Raw genomic sequence first — 18,004 nt, forward strand, 5'->3', positions numbered from 1 at the left:
TGTGTGAACCCCGGGGCATGTACGACCGGCTGAAGGGCTTTCGCGACTTCTACCCCGACGAGATGGGGCCGCGCCGGGCCATCATCGACGAACTGGAGGCGACGGCGCGGCAGTACGGCTTCCGGGAGGTCGGGACGCCCGCGATGGAGCGGACGGAGATGTACGTCGACAAGAGCGGCGAGGGAATCGTCGAGGAACTCTACTCCTTCGAGGACCAGGGCGGCCGCGACGTGGCGCTGACCCCGGAGCTGACGCCGACTGTCGCGCGGATGGTCGTCGCCAAACAGCAGGCGCTCTCGAAGCCGATCAAGTGGTTCTCGACGCGCCCGTTCTGGCGCTACGAGGAACCCCAGCAGGGCCGGTTCCGGGAGTTCTACCAGACGAACGTGGACATCTTCGGCTCGGCGGAACCCGAAGCCGACGCCGAGGTGCTCGCTTTCGCCGCCGACGCGCTCACGGGGCTCGGACTGACCGGCGACGACTTCGAGTTCCGGGTCTCCCACCGGGACATCCTCGGCGGCCTGCTGGAAGCGTTCGACGCGGACGTGGACACCGTCGAAGCGATCCGCGCGGTCGACAAATCGGAGAAGATCGAGCGGACGGAGTACCACGACCTGCTCTACGACGCGGGGCTGAGCTACGACCAGGCCGCGGAGTTCGACGACCTGCTCGCGGTCGACGAGGGCGACCTCGACGAACTGATCGAGTTCGCCGGGACCGAGCGCGTCGAGGACGCAGTCACGAACCTGCAGGCGGTGCTGGACGCCGCGGCGGACTTCGGCGCGCGGGAGTACTGCACCCTCTCGCTGGAGACGGCCCGCGGGCTGGACTACTACACCGGCGTCGTCTTCGAGTGTTTCGACGCGACCGGCGAGGTCGGCCGCTCGGTGTTCGGCGGGGGCCGTTACGACGACCTCATCGAGAGCTTCGGCGGCCAGCCGACGCCGGCCGTGGGGGTCGCGCCCGGCCTCGCGCCGCTGTCGCTGCTCTGTCAGCGCGCCGGCGTCTGGCCCGACGAGGCGTTCACGACGGACTACTACGTCCTGCAGGTCGGCGACACCCGGGACGTGGCCGCCCGCATCACGCGAGCCCTCCGCGAGCGGGGCCACGTCGTCGAGACGGACGTGTCCGGGCGGAGTTTCGGCGCGCAACTGGACTACGCCGACGGGGTCGGCGCCGAGACGGTCGTCATCGTCGGCGAGCAGGACCTCAAAGACGACAACGTGACGCTGAAGGACATGGAAAGCGGCGACCAGACGCAGGTCCCGGTCGCGGACTTCCCGGGCGACCGCGACCGCCCGACGTACGACGACTTCGTCTGATGGCGCCCCGTCGGCTCCGCTCCGCGCCCGTCATTCTCGGTGTTCTCCTCCTGCTCGTCGTCGCAGTCTCGGAGTTCTTCGATGCGGGGCCGACTGAGCTGATCGCCGTCGTTGGGTTCGTCCTACTGGTAGGGGTGGTGCTGGGTCGGTACGCCCTCCGCCGCCGGCGCCGGAGCGGCCCGGCCTGGAGCGAGGACGCACGGGCCTCTCGTGCGGAAGCGACCGAGGCCGCGGCGGACGTAGCCGAACTGCGCGAGCGACGCGAGCGCGGCGACCTCACGGAGGCGGAGTTCGCGGCCCGCGTCGAGGAACGGCTGGACGCCGACGCCGTCGCCGAGGCCCGCGAGGCCGTCGAGGACGGGGTCGACCCCGCCGAGTTCGACGACGAGGGCGACCGGGAGGAGCCCTGATGCGGGCGTTCCGCGTGGCCTACGACGGCACGAGCTACCACGGATTCCAGCGCCAGCCGGACGTGCCGACCGTCGAGGACGCGCTCCTCGGCGCGCTCCGTGACCTCGGCGTCCTGACCGACGGCGGGACGCCCACGGGCTACGCCGCGGCGGGTCGGACGGACGCGGGCGTCTCCGCGCTCGCACAGACCGTCGCGTTCGAGACACCGGACTGGCTGACGCCGGCAGCATTCAACGGCGAGCTCCCGGCGGACGTCCGTGCCTGGGCCAGTACTGACACGCCAGCGGGCTTCCACGCCACCCACGACGCCGCGAGCCGGACCTACCGCTATCACCTCCACGCACCGGAAACGGGGGTGGTCGGCGGGGAGCCGGACGGCCCCGGCGTCGACGGCGAGCGCGTGCGCGCGGCGCTGGACCGCCTTCGGGGAGAACACGACTTCCACAACCTGACGCCCGACCAGACGGGAACGGTCCGGGACCTCTCGGCGTCGGTCGCGCGGGACGGCGACTTCCTCGTCTGTGAGTTCACGGCGGACGGGTTCGCGCGCCAGATGGTTCGTCGGCTGGTAACGCTCGTGGCCGAGGTCGGGCGTGGCGAGCGCGAGCCCGGGGCCGTCGAGCGGGTGCTCGCGCCCGAACAGCTCCCCGGCCCCGAGGGAGTCGGGCCAGCGCCACCCGAGCCGCTCCTGCTCGTCGACGTGACCTATCCAGCCCTGTCGTTCACGGTCGACGCGGACGCCGCGGCGAGTGCGCGGGCCGTGTTCGAAAAGCGGCGCGTGGAACACCGGACGCGGGCGCGGGTCACGGGCGACGTCGCCGACGGCTTCTGACAGGGGGTCTACAGAAGGGTTACCCTGGTCTCCGTTGCAGGGGACGTATGAAGGACGTCTCCGCGTCCGACGGTCAGTGGGGAATCGTGAGCAGTGTGGCGATGATCGTCGGTGGCGGGGTGGTCGGGCTCGGGATGCTGCTGGTCCCGACGTCGGCGCTCGGCGGGCTCTGGATCGCGGGTATCGGCCTCGCGCTCGTGGTGGCCGGTGCGGTCGCCAGCGACCGGGTGGGCGGACGGGCGGGGCTGTCGGCAGGCACCCGGAGCCGACTCTCGCTGGCGTTCGCGCTGGTCGCGGCGGTCCTGCTCGTCGCGTTCGTCGTGATAAACTTCGCGAGCATCGAGTCGGGCGAGGTCGTCGGGAGCGCTTGAGGGAACCGCGGGCGCGCCGGTCACCACGCCTCGGGCCAGATGCCCGCAGCCGCCATCCCCGGTTTCGCGCCGCTGTCGACCAGCGCGTCGCGGATGTCGTCGGGATCGACGCGAGGGATGTCCGCGCCGGTCGCCAGGTCGCGAACGACGAGCGCGACGAGCATCGCGTGGGTCCTGATCGTCCGCGGGTCGGCCTTGTCGCGGGTGTCCGCGCGGGTGTGTGTCCAGCCCCGTTCCCAGTGGCCCGTCGCGTCGGGGCGTTCGCTGTGGAACTGGGCGGCGGGCACCCCTCGTCGGAGGAAGTGCCAGTGGTCGCTCCAGGGGTGGGGCTGGTCGTCGACGGCGAGCGGGTGGTCGACCGACTCACAGGCCCCCCGGGCGACCTCGGCGAGCGCGTCCGAGCCGTGCGTCAGTGCCTGCAGGCGACGGTGCCGGCCGGCACCGTCGACGTTGACGACCGCCCGGACCCGGTCGTGGTCGGCCGCGGCGGCCAGTGCCTCGCTCCCGACGAGACCGAGTTCCTCGCCGCCGGTGGCCGCGACCCGGACGCGCGTGTCGAGGGTGGATTCGAGCGTCGAGAGCGTGCGCACGACCCCGAGCAGGACCGCGACGCCACAGCCGTTGTCCAGTGCCCCCTCCGCGATGTCGTGAGCGTCGAGGTGGGCGAGCAGGAGGACCTCCTCGTCCGTGTCCGGACCGAGGTGGCCGACGACGTTCCGGGTCCGCCCCTCGTCGGTGCCGGCGTCGACGTCAAGCGAGACCGTCGCCTCGCCGGCGTACTCCCGGAGCCACGCGCCGGTCTCCTTGCTGACGCCGACGCCGGGGATCGGCGCCTCGCTGTCGAACGCCAGCGCGCCGGTCGGGGGGAGCTGGCCGGGGACGTGGTTGACGAAGACGAACCCCGCGGCCCCCGCCGCGGCGGCGTGGCCGACCTTCTCGATGCGATGGTAGAAGCGGTCGAAGTCGGGCGGTGTCCCGGTCCGCGCGAGGACGACGGCACCGTCGGCGGCCACGTCGTCGAGTTCCGCGGGCGTTCCGTGGCCGGCGTCGACGAGGTCCGCCCGGAGGTCGCAGCCCGGCGAGTACGGGAGCGCGGCGGCCCCGAAATCCCGGTCGACGTCTCGGTTCGGCATCGACACGGCGAGGTCGGTGTGGCCGCGGGTCCACCGCCGGACGGGGACGGTCCGTTCTGTCACCTCGCGCAGCCCTGCCGTCTCGAATGCCTCGGCGACGATCTCGGCGGCGCGGCGCTCGCCGGGGTGGCCGGCCAGCCGGGAGTCGAGTTCGGTCAGCCGCGTCAGCAGTCGCCAGGGGGCGTCGTCGCGCCAGGCACGCCCCAGCGCCCGGTCGAGGTCCATACCGGCTGTACGGTCGTCGTGATCAAGGTGCTTCTGCTCGGCGGGCTCGTCGGCCGACGGACTCGTCGCGGCGGCAGTCGAGACTACTCGGTGAGCGGGAGCGCGACACCGAACACGACCACCGAGAGGAACGCGACGACGATACCGAGCACTTCGAGGTCGAACAGGAGGGTCTCTTCCCAGCCGGGGACCTGCAATCCCATGAGAGCGATCACTGCTTCGCCGAGTGCGCCGACCAGGAACAGCGCGACCCCGAGTAGTACGCTCCGTTTCGTGAGTGTCGGATAGTCCAGATCGCCGTATCGACCGGCCATAAGCGGTGGTCCGTCGAAGAGCCTCATAAGAATTTCTCTCTGCCAGGGACGGCTGGCGGCGGGCGCGAGCGTCTCCGTCGTCTCCGCGTCACAGAGTCGTCGGTCTCACCGACGGGACGGCTACGGCCGAGACGGTGGTCAGCGTCGGCAGTCCTGCCAGGTACCGCCGTCGCTGCACGTCCCCTGTGTGTCGTTCTCGGCCGTTAGTACTCGCTCACGGAGACATCCAGCTCACGGGGACGTCGTGGGTGGGAAGCCTTACTTCGGACCCACCCTTACGCCGGTCCATGAGTTCGGTTCCCGAGCGCAGCGACATCGACGAGGAGTACAAGTGGGCGCTGGAGAGTCTCTATGCCGACGACGAGGCGTGGGAGGCCGCCTACGAGGACGTCGAGGCGAAACTGGACGACCTGGAAGCATACGAGGGGCGAGTCACCGAGGACGCCGAGACCCTGCTCTCGGTGCTGGAACTCCGCGAGGAGGTCATGCGGGAGGTGTCGAACGTCTCCTCGTACGCCCGGATGCGCCGCGACGAGGACACCACGGACGGCCACTACCAGGCGCTGAACGCCCGGGCGCAGTCGCTGGCCTCCGACGCCCGGAGCGCGTCGTCGTTCATCACGCCCGAGCTGCAGGAACTGGACCGCGACGAACTGGACGAGATGATCGCGGCCGAGCCCGACCTCGAGGTCTACGACCACTACTTCGACGACGTGTTGCGGATGAAAGACCACACCCGCTCGGCGGAGGTCGAGAACCTCCTGGCCGAACTCGGCGAGGTCACCGGCGCGCCCGGCGAAGTGTACAACATGCTCGCCAACGCCGACATGGAGTTCCCCGCGGTCGAGACGCCGGATGGCGAGCAGAAACGCATCACGCTCAACAACTTCACGACGCTCCAGAAACACCCCGACCGCGCGTTCCGGCAGGATGTCTACGAGCAGTTCTACGACGAGTGGGAGACGGTCCGCAACGCCGTCGGCGCGGCCTACAAGAACAGCGTCAAGACCGACAGCAAGCTGGCGCGGGCGCGCAACTACGACACCGCCCGCGAGGCCGCGCTCGACGACCCCAACATCCCGCCCGCGGTCTACGACAATCTCGTCGACACCGTCCGGGACAACCTCGGCAAACTGCACCGCCACGCGGACCTGAAACGGCAGTCGATCGGGGCTGACGAACTGCAGATGTGGGACCTCTACGTCCCGATGACCGAGGGGGAGAGCCCCGAAGTGACCTACGAGGAGGCCTGTGAGTACGTCACCGAGGCGGTCGCGCCGCTGGGCGAGGACTACCAGTCGCGGCTCGCCGAGGGCCTCGAGTCGCGGTGGGTCGACGTCTACGAGACCGCGGGGAAGCAATCCGGCGCGTACAGCGGCGGCACCTACGACTCACAGCCGTTCATCCTGATGAACTACCAGGACGACGTGGAGTCGATGTACACGCTCGCCCACGAACTCGGCCACTCGATGCACTCGGAGCTGACCAGCGATGAACAGCCATACGTCTACAGCAGCTACGAGATCTTCGTCGCCGAGGTGGCCTCGACGGTCAACGAGACGCTGTTGACCCACCACCTGCTCGACACCGTCGCCGACGAGAAACTCCGTCGGCACGTCCTCAACGAGTACCTCGAACGGTTCCGGTCGACGCTGTACCGCCAGACCATGTTCGCTGAGTTCGAGCACCGCGCGCACGAACTCTCGGAGGCCGGCGAGGCGCTGACGCCCGACCGACTGGACGAGCTCTACCTCGAACTCAAGTCGGACTACTACGATCCCGCGGAGACCGACGACAGCATCGCGCGCGAGTGGATGCGCATCCCGCACTTCTACCGGGCGTTCTACGTCTTCCAGTACGCGACGGGCATCTCCGCGGCCGTGGCGCTGGTCGACGGCATCCTCGAGGAGGGAGAGCCCGCCGCCGAGCGGTACATCGACTTCCTGCGGAAGGGGTCCCGGGAGTACCCGCTGGAACTCCTGCGCGGTGCGGGCGTGGACATGGCCTCGCCGGAGCCCGTCGAGGCGGCCCTGTCGACGTACGACGACTATCTCGGCGAGTTCGCCGACCTGCTGTAGGGATCCGGCCGCGACACCTCGCTGTCGGGCGGTTCCGGCCGGCGTTCGCAGGCTGGCCGCGACCCAAAGGCCCTTTTACGAGGGGCTGTAACATACGGCAGTCAGATGTCCCGGAGTCCGTCGCTCCCGGACCGGCCGCGCTTGGACCTCGATCCGGACATGTCTCCGGACGAGCGGCTGGCCGCGCTACGGGAGCACTTCCTGAATTTGGTGCAGGTGAACGAAGAGCTAGCAGAACAACTCGACGCCGCCGAGGACCGGCGGGGCGACCTCCGCGACGAGGTCGACCGGCTGGAGCGGGAAAACGAGACGCTCAAGACCTCCTCGCTGTACATCGCGACCGCAGAGGAGGTCACCGACGAGGGCGTCATCGTCAAACAGCACGGCAACAACCAGGAGGTCCTCACGGAGGTCTCGCCACAGCTGGCCGAGGACCTCGAAGCCGGCGACCGCGTCGCCATCAACGACTCCTTCAGCATCCAGGAGATGCTGGAGGCCGAGACCGACGCGCGCGCACAGGCCATGGAGGTCGACGCCAGTCCCGAGGTGACCTACGACGACATCGGCGGGCTCGAGGACCAGATCCGCGAGGTCCGCGAGGCCGTCGAGGAGCCCCTGGTCAACGCCGAGCAGTTCCGCGAGGTCGGCATCGACCCGCCCAGCGGCGTCCTGCTCCACGGCCCGCCCGGCACCGGGAAGACGATGCTCGCGAAGGCCGTCGCCAACCACACCGACGCCACCTTCATCAAGATGGCCGGCTCCGAACTCGTCCGGAAGTTCATCGGCGAGGGCTCGCGACTGGTCCGGGACCTCTTCGAGCTCGCGTCGGAGCGCGAACCGGCCATCATCTTCATCGACGAGATCGACGCCATCGCCGCCAAGCGCACCGAATCCAAGACCTCCGGCGACGCCGAGGTCCAGCGGACGATGATGCAACTCCTCTCCGAGATGGACGGCTTCGAGGAGCGTGGCGAAATCCGCATCATCGCCGCCACCAATCGCTTCGACATGCTCGACCGCGCGATTCTGCGTCCGGGGCGGTTCGACCGCCTCATCGAGGTCCCCAAGCCCAACGCCGAGGGCCGGGAGCGCATCCTCGAAATCCACACCCGGGACATGAGCCTCGCCGACGACCTCGACCTCGCCGAGATCGCCGCCCAGACCGACGACTTCAGCGGCGCCGAACTCGCCAGCCTCGCCACCGAGGCCGGGATGTTCGCCATCCGGGACCAGCGCACGGATGTCACCACCGCGGACTTCGAGAACGCACTCGAGAAGGTGACCGAAGAGGACGGGACGGACACCGGACCGATCGCCTTCTACTAACCCACCTTTTTCCTCCTCGGGTGCGCCTGCGGCGCACCACTCGCGGCAAAAACGTGGTCCTCGTGAGCGGAGTGAACGAGGGCTCGGAAGACGAGCGAAGCGAGTCTTCCGGTGGCGAAAAAGGCCGAGCGCTCACTCCGTTCGCGCTCGGTATCCACGTGAGTGACCGCCGGGAACGGACGTGGGCCCGTCAGAGCTTGCTCTGACGGTGAACCGCCTCGGGCCTCCCGACCCTCGGCGGATGCTTGTTCTGCAGAACCGGCGTCGTCACGAAGCAGTGAGTGACGGCTCGATAGACGCGGAGCGTCTATCGGTGGCTCCGCGCGCTGGATGCTCGTCTTCTTACTCCACGCAGATGTCCACGAAGTTCCGGAGGATTTGCAGTCCGGTCTCTCCGGACTTCTCCGGGTGGAACTGCGTGCCGAAGACGTTCCCGGCCTCGTTCGCGACGATGCTCGGGAAATCGAGGCCGTAGTCCGTGGTCGTGACGACGGCGTCCTCGTCGTCGGGATCGGCGTAGTAGGAGTGGACGAAGTAGGCGTACTCTCCGTTCACGCCCTCGACGAGCGGGTGGTCGCGCTGGACGTCGAGTTCGTTCCAGCCCATGTGGGGCACCTTCTGGCCCTCGTGGAACCGGAGGTTCGTCCCGGGGATCAGGTCGAGGCCCTCGGCTTCGCCCTGCCCGGCGTGGTCGGACTCCTCGCTGCTCGTGAGGAGCATCTGCATCCCGAGACAGATACCGAAGAGTGGGCGACCCTCGCCGGCGGCGTCGACGAGCGCGTCGCGGAAGGGACCGGCGTTCTCCATCCCCTCGCTGAACGCGCCGACGCCGGGGAGGACGACGCCGTCGGCGGTGTCGATAGCGCCGGGGTCGTCGATCAACTCGACGTCCGCGCCGGCCCGCTCCAGCCCGCGGGTGACGCTCCGGAGGTTCCCGAGGCCGTAGTCGACGACGACCACCTCGGCCGCCCGTTGGGTGCTCATACGCGAACGGACGCCGCCGGGGACCAAGTGGGTTTCCTTCCGCTCAGAACTCGCCGAGTCGTGACTGGCCGCCCTCGTCGGCGGCGTACTCGGCGGCCGCCCGGATGGTCTCGGCGAAGGGGTCGCGCTGGCTCGGGTCGTACAGCGTCGCCGCCGGGTGCGCACAGAGCATGACGCGCCGGGACTCGCCACCGATCTCGGCCTCGACGATGTCGCCGGCCTCGCTCGTGACGGCCACGTCCCGGCCGAGCAGGTGCTCGCCGGGGACCTTCCCGAGCGTGACGATCAGTTCGGGGTCGAGCAGGTCGATCTCCGCTTCGAGATAGCCGCGGCAGTTTTCCAATTCCTCGCTCGTCGGGTCGCGGTTGTCCGGCGGGCGACAGCGGACGCAGTTGGTGATGCGGACGTCGTCGCGGGCGAGGCCGGCGTCCCGGAGCGCGTCGTCCAGCACGTCGCCGCTCCGGCCGACGAACGGTTCGCCCTCCGCGTCCTCGTTCGCACCCGGTGCCTCGCCGACGAACACGAGGTCGGCGTCCGCGGGGCCGACGCCGTCGACGATTCGACTCCGGGACGCGACGAGGTCGGGGCATCGCTCACAGCCCTCGACGGTCAGGCCGTCCATGTGGTCCATGCCGACGGTTCCGCGTGGATGGCACAAGAATCCGCCGTCCGCGGACAGCGACGCGTGGGGGGTCAGTCGTCAGCCCGGAACGCCTCGGCCGCCCGCGCAGCGAGGCGAGCGACCCGGAGCGGTTCCGGGCGGCCGCCCTCCGGCGTGAACGCGCGGACCGCGTCGGCGGCCTCGCCGTCGTCGATCCCGACGCTCCGAACGTAGACCGTCTCGCCGTTGACCGTCACCGCCCGTCGCTCGGGCTGTGCCCGATACGTATCGAGCCGCCGCTCCAGCGCCGCACCGTCGAACGCCTCCTGGAGCGGAGCCTCGAGCCCGTCGCTGCCCTCGAAGGTGACCGAGAGGGCGGGGCGGTCGACGGCCTCGTGGATGCGGTGGAGATCGAGGACGTTGAACCACGCGGGCGCGATGCCCGCGATCAGAACGTAACGGACGTCCTCACGGTCGAGTCGGTCGTACAGGTCGACGACGGCGTCGGTGCTGTCAGTGCCGCCGACCGTACAAGAAGAGAAAACGAAGCCGTCGACGACACGGCTCGCGCGGACGACGACACCGGCGAGCGTGCTCGTCTCGTGGCGGAAGGATTCGGCGATCCCGAGGGCACGAACCCCGGACTTCACGTGTTATCCGGTTCTTCCTCTTTGATGTCTTTGAGCTTGTCGAGAAGTTCGTCGTTCGAGGCGCTGAACTCGTACTCGATGTCTCCGTCGTGTGTGTTTTCCGCTGTGTTCACACCGTCTTCGTCCTCGAAGTCGGTGTCGTACTCCTGGTTTTCCTGTTCTGACTCGTCGTAGCTCCCGAACCCCATGTATGTTTATTACCGTTGCAAGGGCAAAAGTGTCTCGCCGCCACGCTCATGGACTCGGCCCCCGAGCGTTGGCACATGGACGTCCACAACGTCACCGCGGAGGCGGAGTCGTTCACCTGCAACGCCTACCTCGCCGTCGGCGAGCGGACGGTGCTGGTCGACGCCGGGGCGATGGCCGGGGTGGAAGCGGTCGTCGCGGACCACACGGACGCGCTCGACGCCGTCTACCTCACCCACCAGCACGGCGACCACGTCGCACAGCTCGACGCCGTCCTCGACGCCTTCGACGCCGAGCTGTACGCCTACGCCGACCACGCCCGGCGGACCCACGAACTCGAAGACGGCGACGAACTACTCGTCGGCGACGAGCGGTGTGAGGTCGTCTACACGCCCGGCCACGCCGACGACCACGTCTCCTTCGTCGGCCCGGACTCGCTGTTCTCCGGCGACGTGGTCGTCCACGACGACGGCGCGTTCGACTACGGCTCCTTCGGCCGCACCGACATGGCCGGCCAGTCCCGCGAACGGCTCATCGAGAGCATCGAGGACCTGCTTTCCCGGATGCCGGAAGGCATCGAACACATGTACGCCGGCCACGGCGGCGTCTTCCACGGCGACGTGCGTGACGTGGTCGAACGAGCCCTCCAGCGCGCCGAGAAACGCCAGCCGAAATACCCCGACGGATAGGCGACGGCGCGGGGACGAGACCTGGCCCGGGCGAATTTTTCTGCCACAGTCGCTGATAATACAACCCGGAATGTGGCACGCGGTAACAAATACCCTTATTGTCACGTCGGACACCAATTTGGGAGGTGGGGGAATGCATGGGATTGCGTAACTGGCTGTTTCAGGGCCGTGAGAGGGAGTTGACACACGCCGCCGAGAAGCGTGCGGAAGCGGTGTCGAACCCGAAGCGGGCCGACGTACGGGCGCTCGTCGGCATCCTCGACGACGACCCGAGCGCACACGCCGGCCGGCTGGCGATCCAGGGGCTCGCGGCCGTCGCCGAGGACTACCCGGAGCGCCTGCGGCCGGTCGTCCCGGACCTGGTCGTCGCCACGAGCGTCAAGGGGCCGATCCCGGATCACCGCGGGACGGCGGCGGCGGCGTTGCGAAACGTCGTCACGGCACACCCGGACAGCGTCACACAGTACGTCCCCGCCGTCGACGAGTCGCTGCGGGAGGAGGTCGCGGCGACCGGCGCGGTGACCGTCGGCGTCACGATCGACGAGCGGACCGTCGATGCCCTCTGTGCGGTGCTGTCGGCCGCCGACACGGCGGCCGCGCGGGAGACGCTCGAAGAACTGCGCGTCCACGACCATCCCGCCGTCGCCGACGCGGCCGAGCGGGCGCTCGCGGACACGAGCGACGCGGACGACCGCTTCGGCACGACACCCCCGTAGCTCCGAGCGACCATTCCGGAAGTCCCCGGGCCGCGGTTGCTACCGCCACACGAATTATGAAGCGGCACGCCCTCGTTACGCTACGACGATGGGATTCCGCGACTGGCTCCCCGGGTCGAGCGAGACACCGCAGGAGGCGGCCGACCGTCTCCGCGGCGAGGCGCTCTCCGACCCCGATGCCGTCGACGCCGCACGGCTCGTCGAACTGTTCCGGGAGGCAGAGACGGACAGCGTCGCCCGCACGGCTGCGAAGGGGATCGAAGCGGTCGCGCGCGAGCGACCGGACAGGCTGGCCGAACAGGTACCTGCCCTCCTGGCCGGCGCGGCGACCATCGACGGTGTCGGCGCCGACCACCGTGGCGAACTCGGGGTCGCGGTCCAGCGGGTCGCCGAGATCGACCCGGAGGCCGTGGCCGCACACGACGACGCGCTTGTCGAGTCACTGGAGCGTGAACTCCGAGCGGACGAACAACCGGGCCACGAGGTGCGACTGGACGAACGGAAGGCGGCAGCGCTCTGCCGGGCGGTCGGTACGGCCGGAGTCAGTGAAGCACGGCCGCTCCTGCTGAAGCTCCGGCGACACCACGGTCCCGAGGTGGGCGACGCGGCCCGGGACGCGATCACGAAGCTATCGAGCTAGCCCGCGTTTCGTTCCTTGTTCTTCGGCCGGAGTTTCGCGTACCCGCACTTCCGGCAGCGCTCTGCCCGGTTAGGGTTGCGCGCGTTACACCGCATACAGATCATCTTATCGAGAATCCGGTCTTCCGCTGCCTCGAACGAAGCCATACCGCCGCTTTTCGCCTCGGGGAGTTTAAGATTTCCGAGTCGTGCGTGTCGGCGGGAGCCGACCGCGCCCGAACCGAACGCCAGCGGTCGGGGCAGGTGTCGTTCCCCCGACGGTTTTGTCCCCACCGGTCCAATCGGGTCACATGTTCTTCGACCGGATCGCCGAACTCCCCGTCGAGATCGAGGGCGCGGACCTCACGCTCCGCGAACGGGAGACCACCAGCGACTTCACCCGGGCGACGACGACGGTCGCACTCCACGGCGCCGGCGAGACCGGCCGCGGCGAGGACGTGACCTACGAGACCGACCTGCACCACGACCTCCAGGACGCCGGCCTGCCGGACCTGACCGGGTCCTACACCTTCGCGGAGTTCGCCGAGACCGTCGACGAGGACGAGCTCTTCCCGACGGCGCCCGAGCGGGAGGACTTCTATCACTACCGGCGCTGGGGCGTCGAGAGCGCCGCCCTCGACCTGGCGCTCCGGCAGGCCGACACCGACCTCGCGAGCGCGCTCGACCGCTCGTACGACCCCGTCCGCTTCGTCGTCAGCACCCGCCTCGGCGACCCGCCGACCGCCGACCGGATCGAGGAGTTGCTCGCCGTCCACGACGACCTCGAACTCAAACTCGACCCGACGCCCGAGTGGACCGACGACCTGATCGAGCGCCTCGCCGACACCGGCCAGGTCCGCATTCTCGACCTCAAGGGCCAGTACGAGGGAACCGACGTGGACCAGCCCGCCGACCCCGACCTCTACCGCCGCGTCGTCGAGGGGTTCCCCGACGCCGTCCTGGAGGACCCGGCGCTGACCGACGAAACCGAGGCCGTCCTCGACGGCCACGAGGGACGAGTCTCCTGGGACCTCCCGATCAGGGGTATCGACAGCCTCGATTCCCTCCCCTTCGAGCCCGACTGGCTGAACGTCAAACCCTCGCGGTTCGGCAGCGTCGAGTCGGTACTGGACACCGTCGAGTACTGTCTGGAGCGGGACATCACGCTGTACGGCGGCGGCCAGTTCGAACTCGGCGTCGGCCGCCAGCACGTCCAGGCGCTCGCCTCGCTCTTCTACCCCGACGGCCCCAACGACGTGGCCCCGGGCGGCTACAACGACCCCGCCCTCCCCGAGGGACTCCCCGCGAGCCCGCTCGAACCGCCCGCGGAGACCGCCGGACTGGGGTGGGAGTCGCCGTCGCTCTCCTGAGGGTTTCCCCTCACTCCTCGACGAGGTAGTCGTCCTGCACGGCCAGCACTTCGGTCGAATCGGCACACTCGGCGTACCGCCGTAGCGGCTCCTCGTTGAGTTCGAGGAAGGTGTGGCCCCAGGTGAACTTCGAGAGGATGCGCTCGGCGTGCTCGCGCTCGCCGAGGATACAGAGCGCGGCGGCGAAGGCCTCGACGGTGTTCAGTTCGAAGGCCGTCCCGTAGTTGACGGGGTTGCCGGCGACGAGGAAGGGGAGCGAGCGGTGAATCCCCTCCAGGTCGAACGCCTCGCGCTCGGCGGTCTCCCAGGAGCAATCCAACGCGACGAGTCGGTCGTGGCGGGCGCCGGACCCCTGGCCGTCGGCGGGGGAGAGCGCCTGCTCGGCGAACGGGTTGAGGACGATCCCGGGCGGCGTCGCGAGCGTGGAGTTGTGCAGTTCCGCGAGGTCGAACCGCGCGAGCTTGCGGGCACTGCACTTGTCGGGGTCGTCGTCGCCCTCGTACCGGACGTGAAGGCCGTATTCGCCCATCGTGTAGCAAAACGCGGTCAGGGTTTAAGTGTCCTTCCGGGAAAACACGAGTGTGCTCGCGGAAGGGACGGAGGCGCCGACGTTCACACTGCCGGGTGTCGTCGACGGGGCGATCAGGCAAGTCGACCTCAGTGACTACGTCGGCGAATCGATCATCGTCCTCGCGTTTTACCCCGCGGACTTCAACCCTGCCGCGAAAGACGACGACTGCGACCTGACCGAACTGGACCTCTTCACGATGCAGCGGGACGTGGATATCTTCGGGATCGCCCCGGACAGCGTCTACAGCCATCGCGCCTACGCCGAGCAGTACTCGCTGTCGATCCCGCTCCTGTCGGACTCCCACGGGGAGGTAATCGACGACTACGACGTACGCTACGAGACCGACGACGGGCTCCTGGCCCGGCGAGCAGTGTACGTCATCGACCAGCGCGGCGTCGTCCAGTACACCTGGGAGACCGACGACCTGGAGGCCCACCCCGACGTGGACGCGGTCCGGGAGGCCGTCTCCGCCATCGGCGGCGACTCGACCGCCGTCGGGCGCTACCGCGTCGGCCACGCCCACTACATCGAGGGGCGGCGTGCCTTCACGAGCGCCATGAACAGCTACGAGGACCGCGACTGGCTCATCGCCCAGGGCGACTTCGAGCGCGCGATGGAGGAGTTCCAGGAGGCCGCAGACCAGTTCCAGTCCTCCGTGCGATTCGCCGAGTCCGAACCGCTGGCGGAGGGGTTCGAGCGCGCCCAGGAGAAGGCCACGTCGCTCTGGCAGGCCGCCGAGTGGCTCTCGGACTCGGCTAGCGCCTACGCCAGCGGCGACGGCGAGACGGCCGCCGAGTACCGCGAAGACGCCGAAGCGCCGCTGGAGACCGCCCGCGACATCGGCGAACCGCCCGACCCCGACGACTTCGACCTCGACAGGATCACCGACGCCGAGGCGGCCGCCGAAGCCACTGCCGAGGGCGACGACGGCGCGGACCTCGAAGCCCCCACGGACCCCGCCGAGGACGAGGACGACAGCAGCCCCGGCGGGGGCGAACGGGAGGGCAGCGACGACGACATCGACGCCGCGCTCCGGGGCGTGGAAGTCGAGGAGGAGAGCGACGAGGTCATCGAGAGCGACGAGGCCGCCGGCACGGACGGCCCCCCGGCCGGTGACTCCGGAGAGAGCAGCGACGAGGACATCGACGCCGTCGTCGAGGATGTCGAAATCGAGGACCCGAACGCGGAGGACGAGCCGAGGGGCGACGCGCAGGGGAGCGACGAGCCGGCCGTCGACGACGGGAGCGTCCCGGAGACGGGCCACGCCACCGAACCGACGGACACAGCCGATGGACCGGGCACTGAGCAGTCCGAGGGCCGCCCCGCTGTCGACGAGTCGGGAGCCGACCGTCCCGCAGGACAGGAGTCGGATGGCGGCCCGTCGACGGACGGCGAAGGGGCGTCGGACCCGCCGGCCGGCCGATCGAACGAACCGACCACGTCGGAGGGAGACACCGGCCGGGTCGACGGCCCGATAGTCGAACCCGAGGAGGACGCACCGGGCGGCGACGCCGGTGACGACGGGCCTGCTGGCGACGACGGCGATGACGATGACGACGAGGAGATCGAACTCGATCTGAACGACCCGACGGAGAGCGGGTGACCGCTCGCGGGGCGAGTCGACGGGACCACCGCTTTCTCTACCCCGGCCCACCAACGACGGATATGACCGACCACGTCGCGACGGTTCGGGACTACTACCGCGCGCTCGACGAGGACGACTACGACCTGCTCGCCGACATCCTCGCGCCCGGGTTCGTCCACGAGCGCTCGGACATGACACTCGACGGCCGCGAGCGGTTCGTCCAGTTCATGCGCGAGGAGCGGCCGCTGAAGGACACGACCCACCCCCTCGACGCAGTCTACGAGCGGGACCCGGACGACGCGACCGCCGGGACCGCCGAGGTCGCCGCTCAGGGGCGGCTGCTGAAACCGGACGGGAGTAGACTCGTCTCCTTCGTGGACGTGTTCACGTTCGACGGCGACGAGATCGAGAAACTGCGGACCTACACCCACTGAGGGGCGACCGAGGGCGGCGCGCCGAACGCCGCTCACTCCTTCTCGCCGGCGCCGACGGCGCTCTCGCCGACGGGGTCGTGGCCCTCGATGACCTCGGTGCCGCCCATGTACTCCCGGAGCGGGTCGGGGACGGTGACGGTGCCGTCCTCGTTCTGGTAGTACTCCATGATGGCGACCATCACGCGCGGGACGGCGAGGCCGGACCCGTTCAGCGTGTGGAGATACTTCGCCGATTCGTGCCGTTCCGGGCGGTAGCGGAGGCCGGCCCGCCGGGCCTGGAAGTCCTCGAAGTTCGATACCGAGGAGACCTCCAGCCAGCGGCCCCCTTCCTCGGGGCCGTCCTCCATGTCGTCACCGGGTGCCCACACCTCGATGTCGTACTTCTTGGCCTGCGTGAAGCCCATGTCGCCGGTGCACATCTCCAGGACGCGGTAGGGAAGCCCTAGTTCCTGCAGGACCGACTCGGCCTCGGAGAGGAGCTCGTCCAGGCGGTCGTAGCTCTCCTCGGGGCGGACGAAGTTGACGAGTTCGACCTTGTTGAACTGGTGGACGCGGACGATGCCGCGGGTCTCCGTGCCGTGTTCTCCCGCTTCGCGCCGGAAGTTCGGCGTGTAGGCCTGATGTTTGATGGGGAGGTCGTCGTCGAGCAGGATCTCGTCGCGGTACATGTTGGTGACCGGCACCTCCGCCGTGGGGAGCAGCCAGAGGTCCTCGTCGTCGTAAGGCTCCTCGTTGGCGCCGCCGATGCGGTAGGCGTCCTCGACGAACTTCGGGAACTGGCCGGTTCCCTCCATCGACTCGCTGTTGACCGGGATGGGCGGGAAGACGTCGGTGTAGCCCTGCTCGCGGTGGAGGTCGAGCATGAACTGGATGAGCGCGTGTTCGAGGCGGGCGCCGTCGCCCTGCAGGAAGTAGAAGCCGCCGCCGGCGACCTTCGAACCGCGCTCGAAGTTCAGGATTCCCAGTTCCTCGCCGAGGTCGTAGTGGGGCGTCACCTCGGCGGGGAGGTCCCGGAGGTCGGAGAAGCCCTCGCGGTAGGCCTCGACGTTGTCGCTCTCGTCGTCGCCGACGGGCGCGTCCTCGTGGGGAATCTGTGGGAGTTCGAGCAGTGCGTCCTCCAGTTCGGCTTCGAGTTCGTCGGCCCGCTGCTCGATCTCCGCCAGTCGCTCCTTCAGTTCCTGGGAGCGCTCGATGGCGTCCTGGGCCTCCTCCTCGTTGCCCTCGCGTTTGAGGTCGCCGATCTTCGAGGATACTTCGTTGCGCTCGTGGCGGAGGTCGTCGCCCTCGGCCTTCAGGTCGCGCCACTCCTCGTCGATGGCGAGGATTTCGTCGACGTCGACGCCCTCGACGCCCTTCTTCGCGACGGCGTCCCGGACGGCGTCGGGGTTCTCGCGGAGGAACTGCCTGCTGATCATTTGCGCCAACGTTCCCGGTGCCGTGGCAAAACCGTGTCGCTCTGTCGCGAACGCGCGGGCGACCCGACAGCGCCGTCAACGCGACCCGTTGACAGCGTGGACCGCGACTACAGGATTCGAACCGACCCGGAGGTTTATCCCCGAAGTTCATCGAGCCATAACGAACGGAGACG

Annotated in this window: 21 protein-coding genes; 12 read left to right on the forward strand and 9 right to left on the reverse strand. The window is 69.1% G+C overall.

From position 1 onward, the window contains the following. Positions 1 to 17 precede the first annotated feature (17 nt). From hisS to MUG96_RS16465, 4 genes are read left to right on the forward strand one after another with little or no spacing between them, the layout of a single operon-like run. Positions 18 to 1,322 (forward strand): histidine--tRNA ligase, encoded by a 1,305-nt coding sequence (gene hisS / locus MUG96_RS16450; protein ID WP_246984481.1) that lies wholly within the window; start codon positions 18 to 20, stop codon positions 1,320 to 1,322. Continuing rightward, positions 1,322 to 1,732: a hypothetical protein gene (locus MUG96_RS16455; RefSeq protein WP_246984482.1), complete on the forward strand. Its 411-nt coding sequence runs from the start codon at positions 1,322 to 1,324 to the stop codon at positions 1,730 to 1,732. The genes hisS and MUG96_RS16455 overlap by 1 nt, the downstream gene beginning before the upstream one ends. After that, positions 1,732 to 2,565, forward strand: a complete 834-nt coding sequence (gene truA / locus MUG96_RS16460; protein WP_246984483.1) for a tRNA pseudouridine(38-40) synthase TruA — start codon at positions 1,732 to 1,734, stop codon at positions 2,563 to 2,565. Before MUG96_RS16455 ends, truA begins: the two co-directional genes overlap by 1 nt. 47 nt (positions 2,566 to 2,612) lie before the next feature. After that, the gene (locus MUG96_RS16465) at positions 2,613 to 2,936 is read left to right on the forward strand and encodes a hypothetical protein (RefSeq protein ID WP_246984484.1); all 324 of its coding nucleotides are present in this window, start codon (positions 2,613 to 2,615) and stop codon (positions 2,934 to 2,936) included. Positions 2,937 to 2,956: 20 nt separating this feature from the next. Here MUG96_RS16465 and MUG96_RS16470 read toward each other — a convergent pair whose 3' ends face one another. Both MUG96_RS16470 and MUG96_RS16475 read right to left on the reverse strand, forming a co-directional pair. Further along, positions 2,957 to 4,294 (reverse strand): M28 family metallopeptidase, encoded by a 1,338-nt coding sequence (locus MUG96_RS16470; RefSeq protein WP_246984485.1) that lies wholly within the window; start codon positions 4,292 to 4,294, stop codon positions 2,957 to 2,959. A gap of 83 nt (positions 4,295 to 4,377) precedes the next feature. Continuing rightward, positions 4,378 to 4,608, reverse strand: a complete 231-nt coding sequence (locus tag MUG96_RS16475) for a DUF7860 family protein (protein ID WP_246984486.1) — start codon at positions 4,606 to 4,608, stop codon at positions 4,378 to 4,380. A 287-nt stretch (positions 4,609 to 4,895) separates the two neighbouring features. On the opposite strand from MUG96_RS16475, the gene pepF reads away from it, so the two are divergent. Further along, positions 4,896 to 6,686, forward strand: a complete 1,791-nt coding sequence (gene pepF / locus MUG96_RS16480) for an oligoendopeptidase F (protein WP_246984487.1) — start codon at positions 4,896 to 4,898, stop codon at positions 6,684 to 6,686. 105 nt (positions 6,687 to 6,791) lie between these two features. After that, entirely contained in the window at positions 6,792 to 8,012 is a 1,221-nt protein-coding gene (gene pan2, locus MUG96_RS16485) for a proteasome-activating nucleotidase Pan2 (RefSeq protein ID WP_246984489.1), read from the forward strand. Positions 8,013 to 8,354: 342 nt separating this feature from the next. On the opposite strand, the gene hisH is transcribed toward pan2, so the two are convergent. The 4 genes from hisH to MUG96_RS16505 all read right to left on the reverse strand — a co-directional run bounded on the left by hisH (position 8,355) and on the right by MUG96_RS16505 (position 10,435). After that, a complete protein-coding gene (hisH, locus tag MUG96_RS16490; RefSeq protein WP_246984491.1) occupies positions 8,355 to 8,996 on the reverse strand; it encodes an imidazole glycerol phosphate synthase subunit HisH in 642 nt (213 codons plus the stop codon). Between the two features lie 43 nt (positions 8,997 to 9,039). Then, positions 9,040 to 9,627 carry a uracil-DNA glycosylase gene (locus MUG96_RS16495; RefSeq protein ID WP_246984493.1) on the reverse strand — a complete coding sequence of 196 codons (588 nt, stop codon included), beginning with the start codon at positions 9,625 to 9,627 and terminating at the stop codon, positions 9,040 to 9,042. Positions 9,628 to 9,689: 62 nt separating this feature from the next. Beyond that, on the reverse strand, positions 9,690 to 10,247 hold the full coding sequence (locus MUG96_RS16500) for an endonuclease dU (protein WP_246984495.1): 558 nt from the start codon (positions 10,245 to 10,247) through the stop codon (positions 9,690 to 9,692). Next, entirely contained in the window at positions 10,244 to 10,435 is a 192-nt protein-coding gene (locus MUG96_RS16505; protein WP_246984497.1) for a DUF5786 family protein, read from the reverse strand. Before MUG96_RS16505 ends, MUG96_RS16500 begins: the two co-directional genes overlap by 4 nt. Positions 10,436 to 10,510: 75 nt before the next feature. Between MUG96_RS16505 and MUG96_RS16510 the strand changes: the two genes are divergently transcribed. The 3 genes from MUG96_RS16510 (at position 10,511) to MUG96_RS16520 (ending at position 12,478) form a co-directional block, all read left to right on the forward strand. Continuing rightward, positions 10,511 to 11,122 carry an MBL fold metallo-hydrolase gene (locus MUG96_RS16510; protein WP_246984499.1) on the forward strand — a complete coding sequence of 204 codons (612 nt, stop codon included), beginning with the start codon at positions 10,511 to 10,513 and terminating at the stop codon, positions 11,120 to 11,122. A gap of 137 nt (positions 11,123 to 11,259) precedes the next feature. Further along, a complete protein-coding gene (locus MUG96_RS16515) occupies positions 11,260 to 11,838 on the forward strand; it encodes a hypothetical protein (RefSeq protein ID WP_246984501.1) in 579 nt (192 codons plus the stop codon). Between the two features lie 88 nt (positions 11,839 to 11,926). Continuing rightward, positions 11,927 to 12,478 (forward strand): hypothetical protein, encoded by a 552-nt coding sequence (locus MUG96_RS16520; protein WP_246984502.1) that lies wholly within the window; start codon positions 11,927 to 11,929, stop codon positions 12,476 to 12,478. On the opposite strand, the gene MUG96_RS16525 is transcribed toward MUG96_RS16520, so the two are convergent. Then, positions 12,475 to 12,624: a 50S ribosomal protein L40e gene (locus MUG96_RS16525; protein WP_246984503.1), complete on the reverse strand. Its 150-nt coding sequence runs from the start codon at positions 12,622 to 12,624 to the stop codon at positions 12,475 to 12,477. The genes MUG96_RS16520 and MUG96_RS16525 overlap by 4 nt on opposite strands. 143 nt (positions 12,625 to 12,767) lie before the next feature. Between MUG96_RS16525 and MUG96_RS16530 the strand changes: the two genes are divergently transcribed. Then, positions 12,768 to 13,826 (forward strand): enolase-like domain-containing protein, encoded by a 1,059-nt coding sequence (locus tag MUG96_RS16530; protein ID WP_246984504.1) that lies wholly within the window; start codon positions 12,768 to 12,770, stop codon positions 13,824 to 13,826. A 10-nt stretch (positions 13,827 to 13,836) separates the two neighbouring features. Here the strand turns inward: MUG96_RS16530 and MUG96_RS16535 are convergent, their stop codons facing one another. Beyond that, positions 13,837 to 14,355: a DUF367 family protein gene (locus MUG96_RS16535; RefSeq protein WP_246984505.1), complete on the reverse strand. Its 519-nt coding sequence runs from the start codon at positions 14,353 to 14,355 to the stop codon at positions 13,837 to 13,839. Between the two features lie 52 nt (positions 14,356 to 14,407). Between MUG96_RS16535 and MUG96_RS16540 the strand changes: the two genes are divergently transcribed. Together MUG96_RS16540 and MUG96_RS16545 are read left to right on the forward strand one after the other, a co-directional pair. Continuing rightward, positions 14,408 to 16,000, forward strand: coding sequence for a redoxin domain-containing protein (locus MUG96_RS16540; protein ID WP_246984506.1), 1,593 nt, complete (start codon positions 14,408 to 14,410; stop codon positions 15,998 to 16,000). A 62-nt stretch (positions 16,001 to 16,062) separates the two neighbouring features. Beyond that, positions 16,063 to 16,416: a nuclear transport factor 2 family protein gene (locus tag MUG96_RS16545; RefSeq protein WP_246984507.1), complete on the forward strand. Its 354-nt coding sequence runs from the start codon at positions 16,063 to 16,065 to the stop codon at positions 16,414 to 16,416. 32 nt (positions 16,417 to 16,448) lie between these two features. On the opposite strand, the gene serS is transcribed toward MUG96_RS16545, so the two are convergent. Then, the gene (gene serS, locus MUG96_RS16550) at positions 16,449 to 17,831 is read right to left on the reverse strand and encodes a serine--tRNA ligase (protein ID WP_246984508.1); all 1,383 of its coding nucleotides are present in this window, start codon (positions 17,829 to 17,831) and stop codon (positions 16,449 to 16,451) included. Between the last annotated feature and the right edge of the window lie 173 nt (positions 17,832 to 18,004).

The organism is Halorientalis marina, from assembly GCF_023028345.1.
Taxonomy (GTDB): Archaea; Halobacteriota; Halobacteria; order Halobacteriales; family Haloarculaceae; genus Halorientalis; species Halorientalis marina.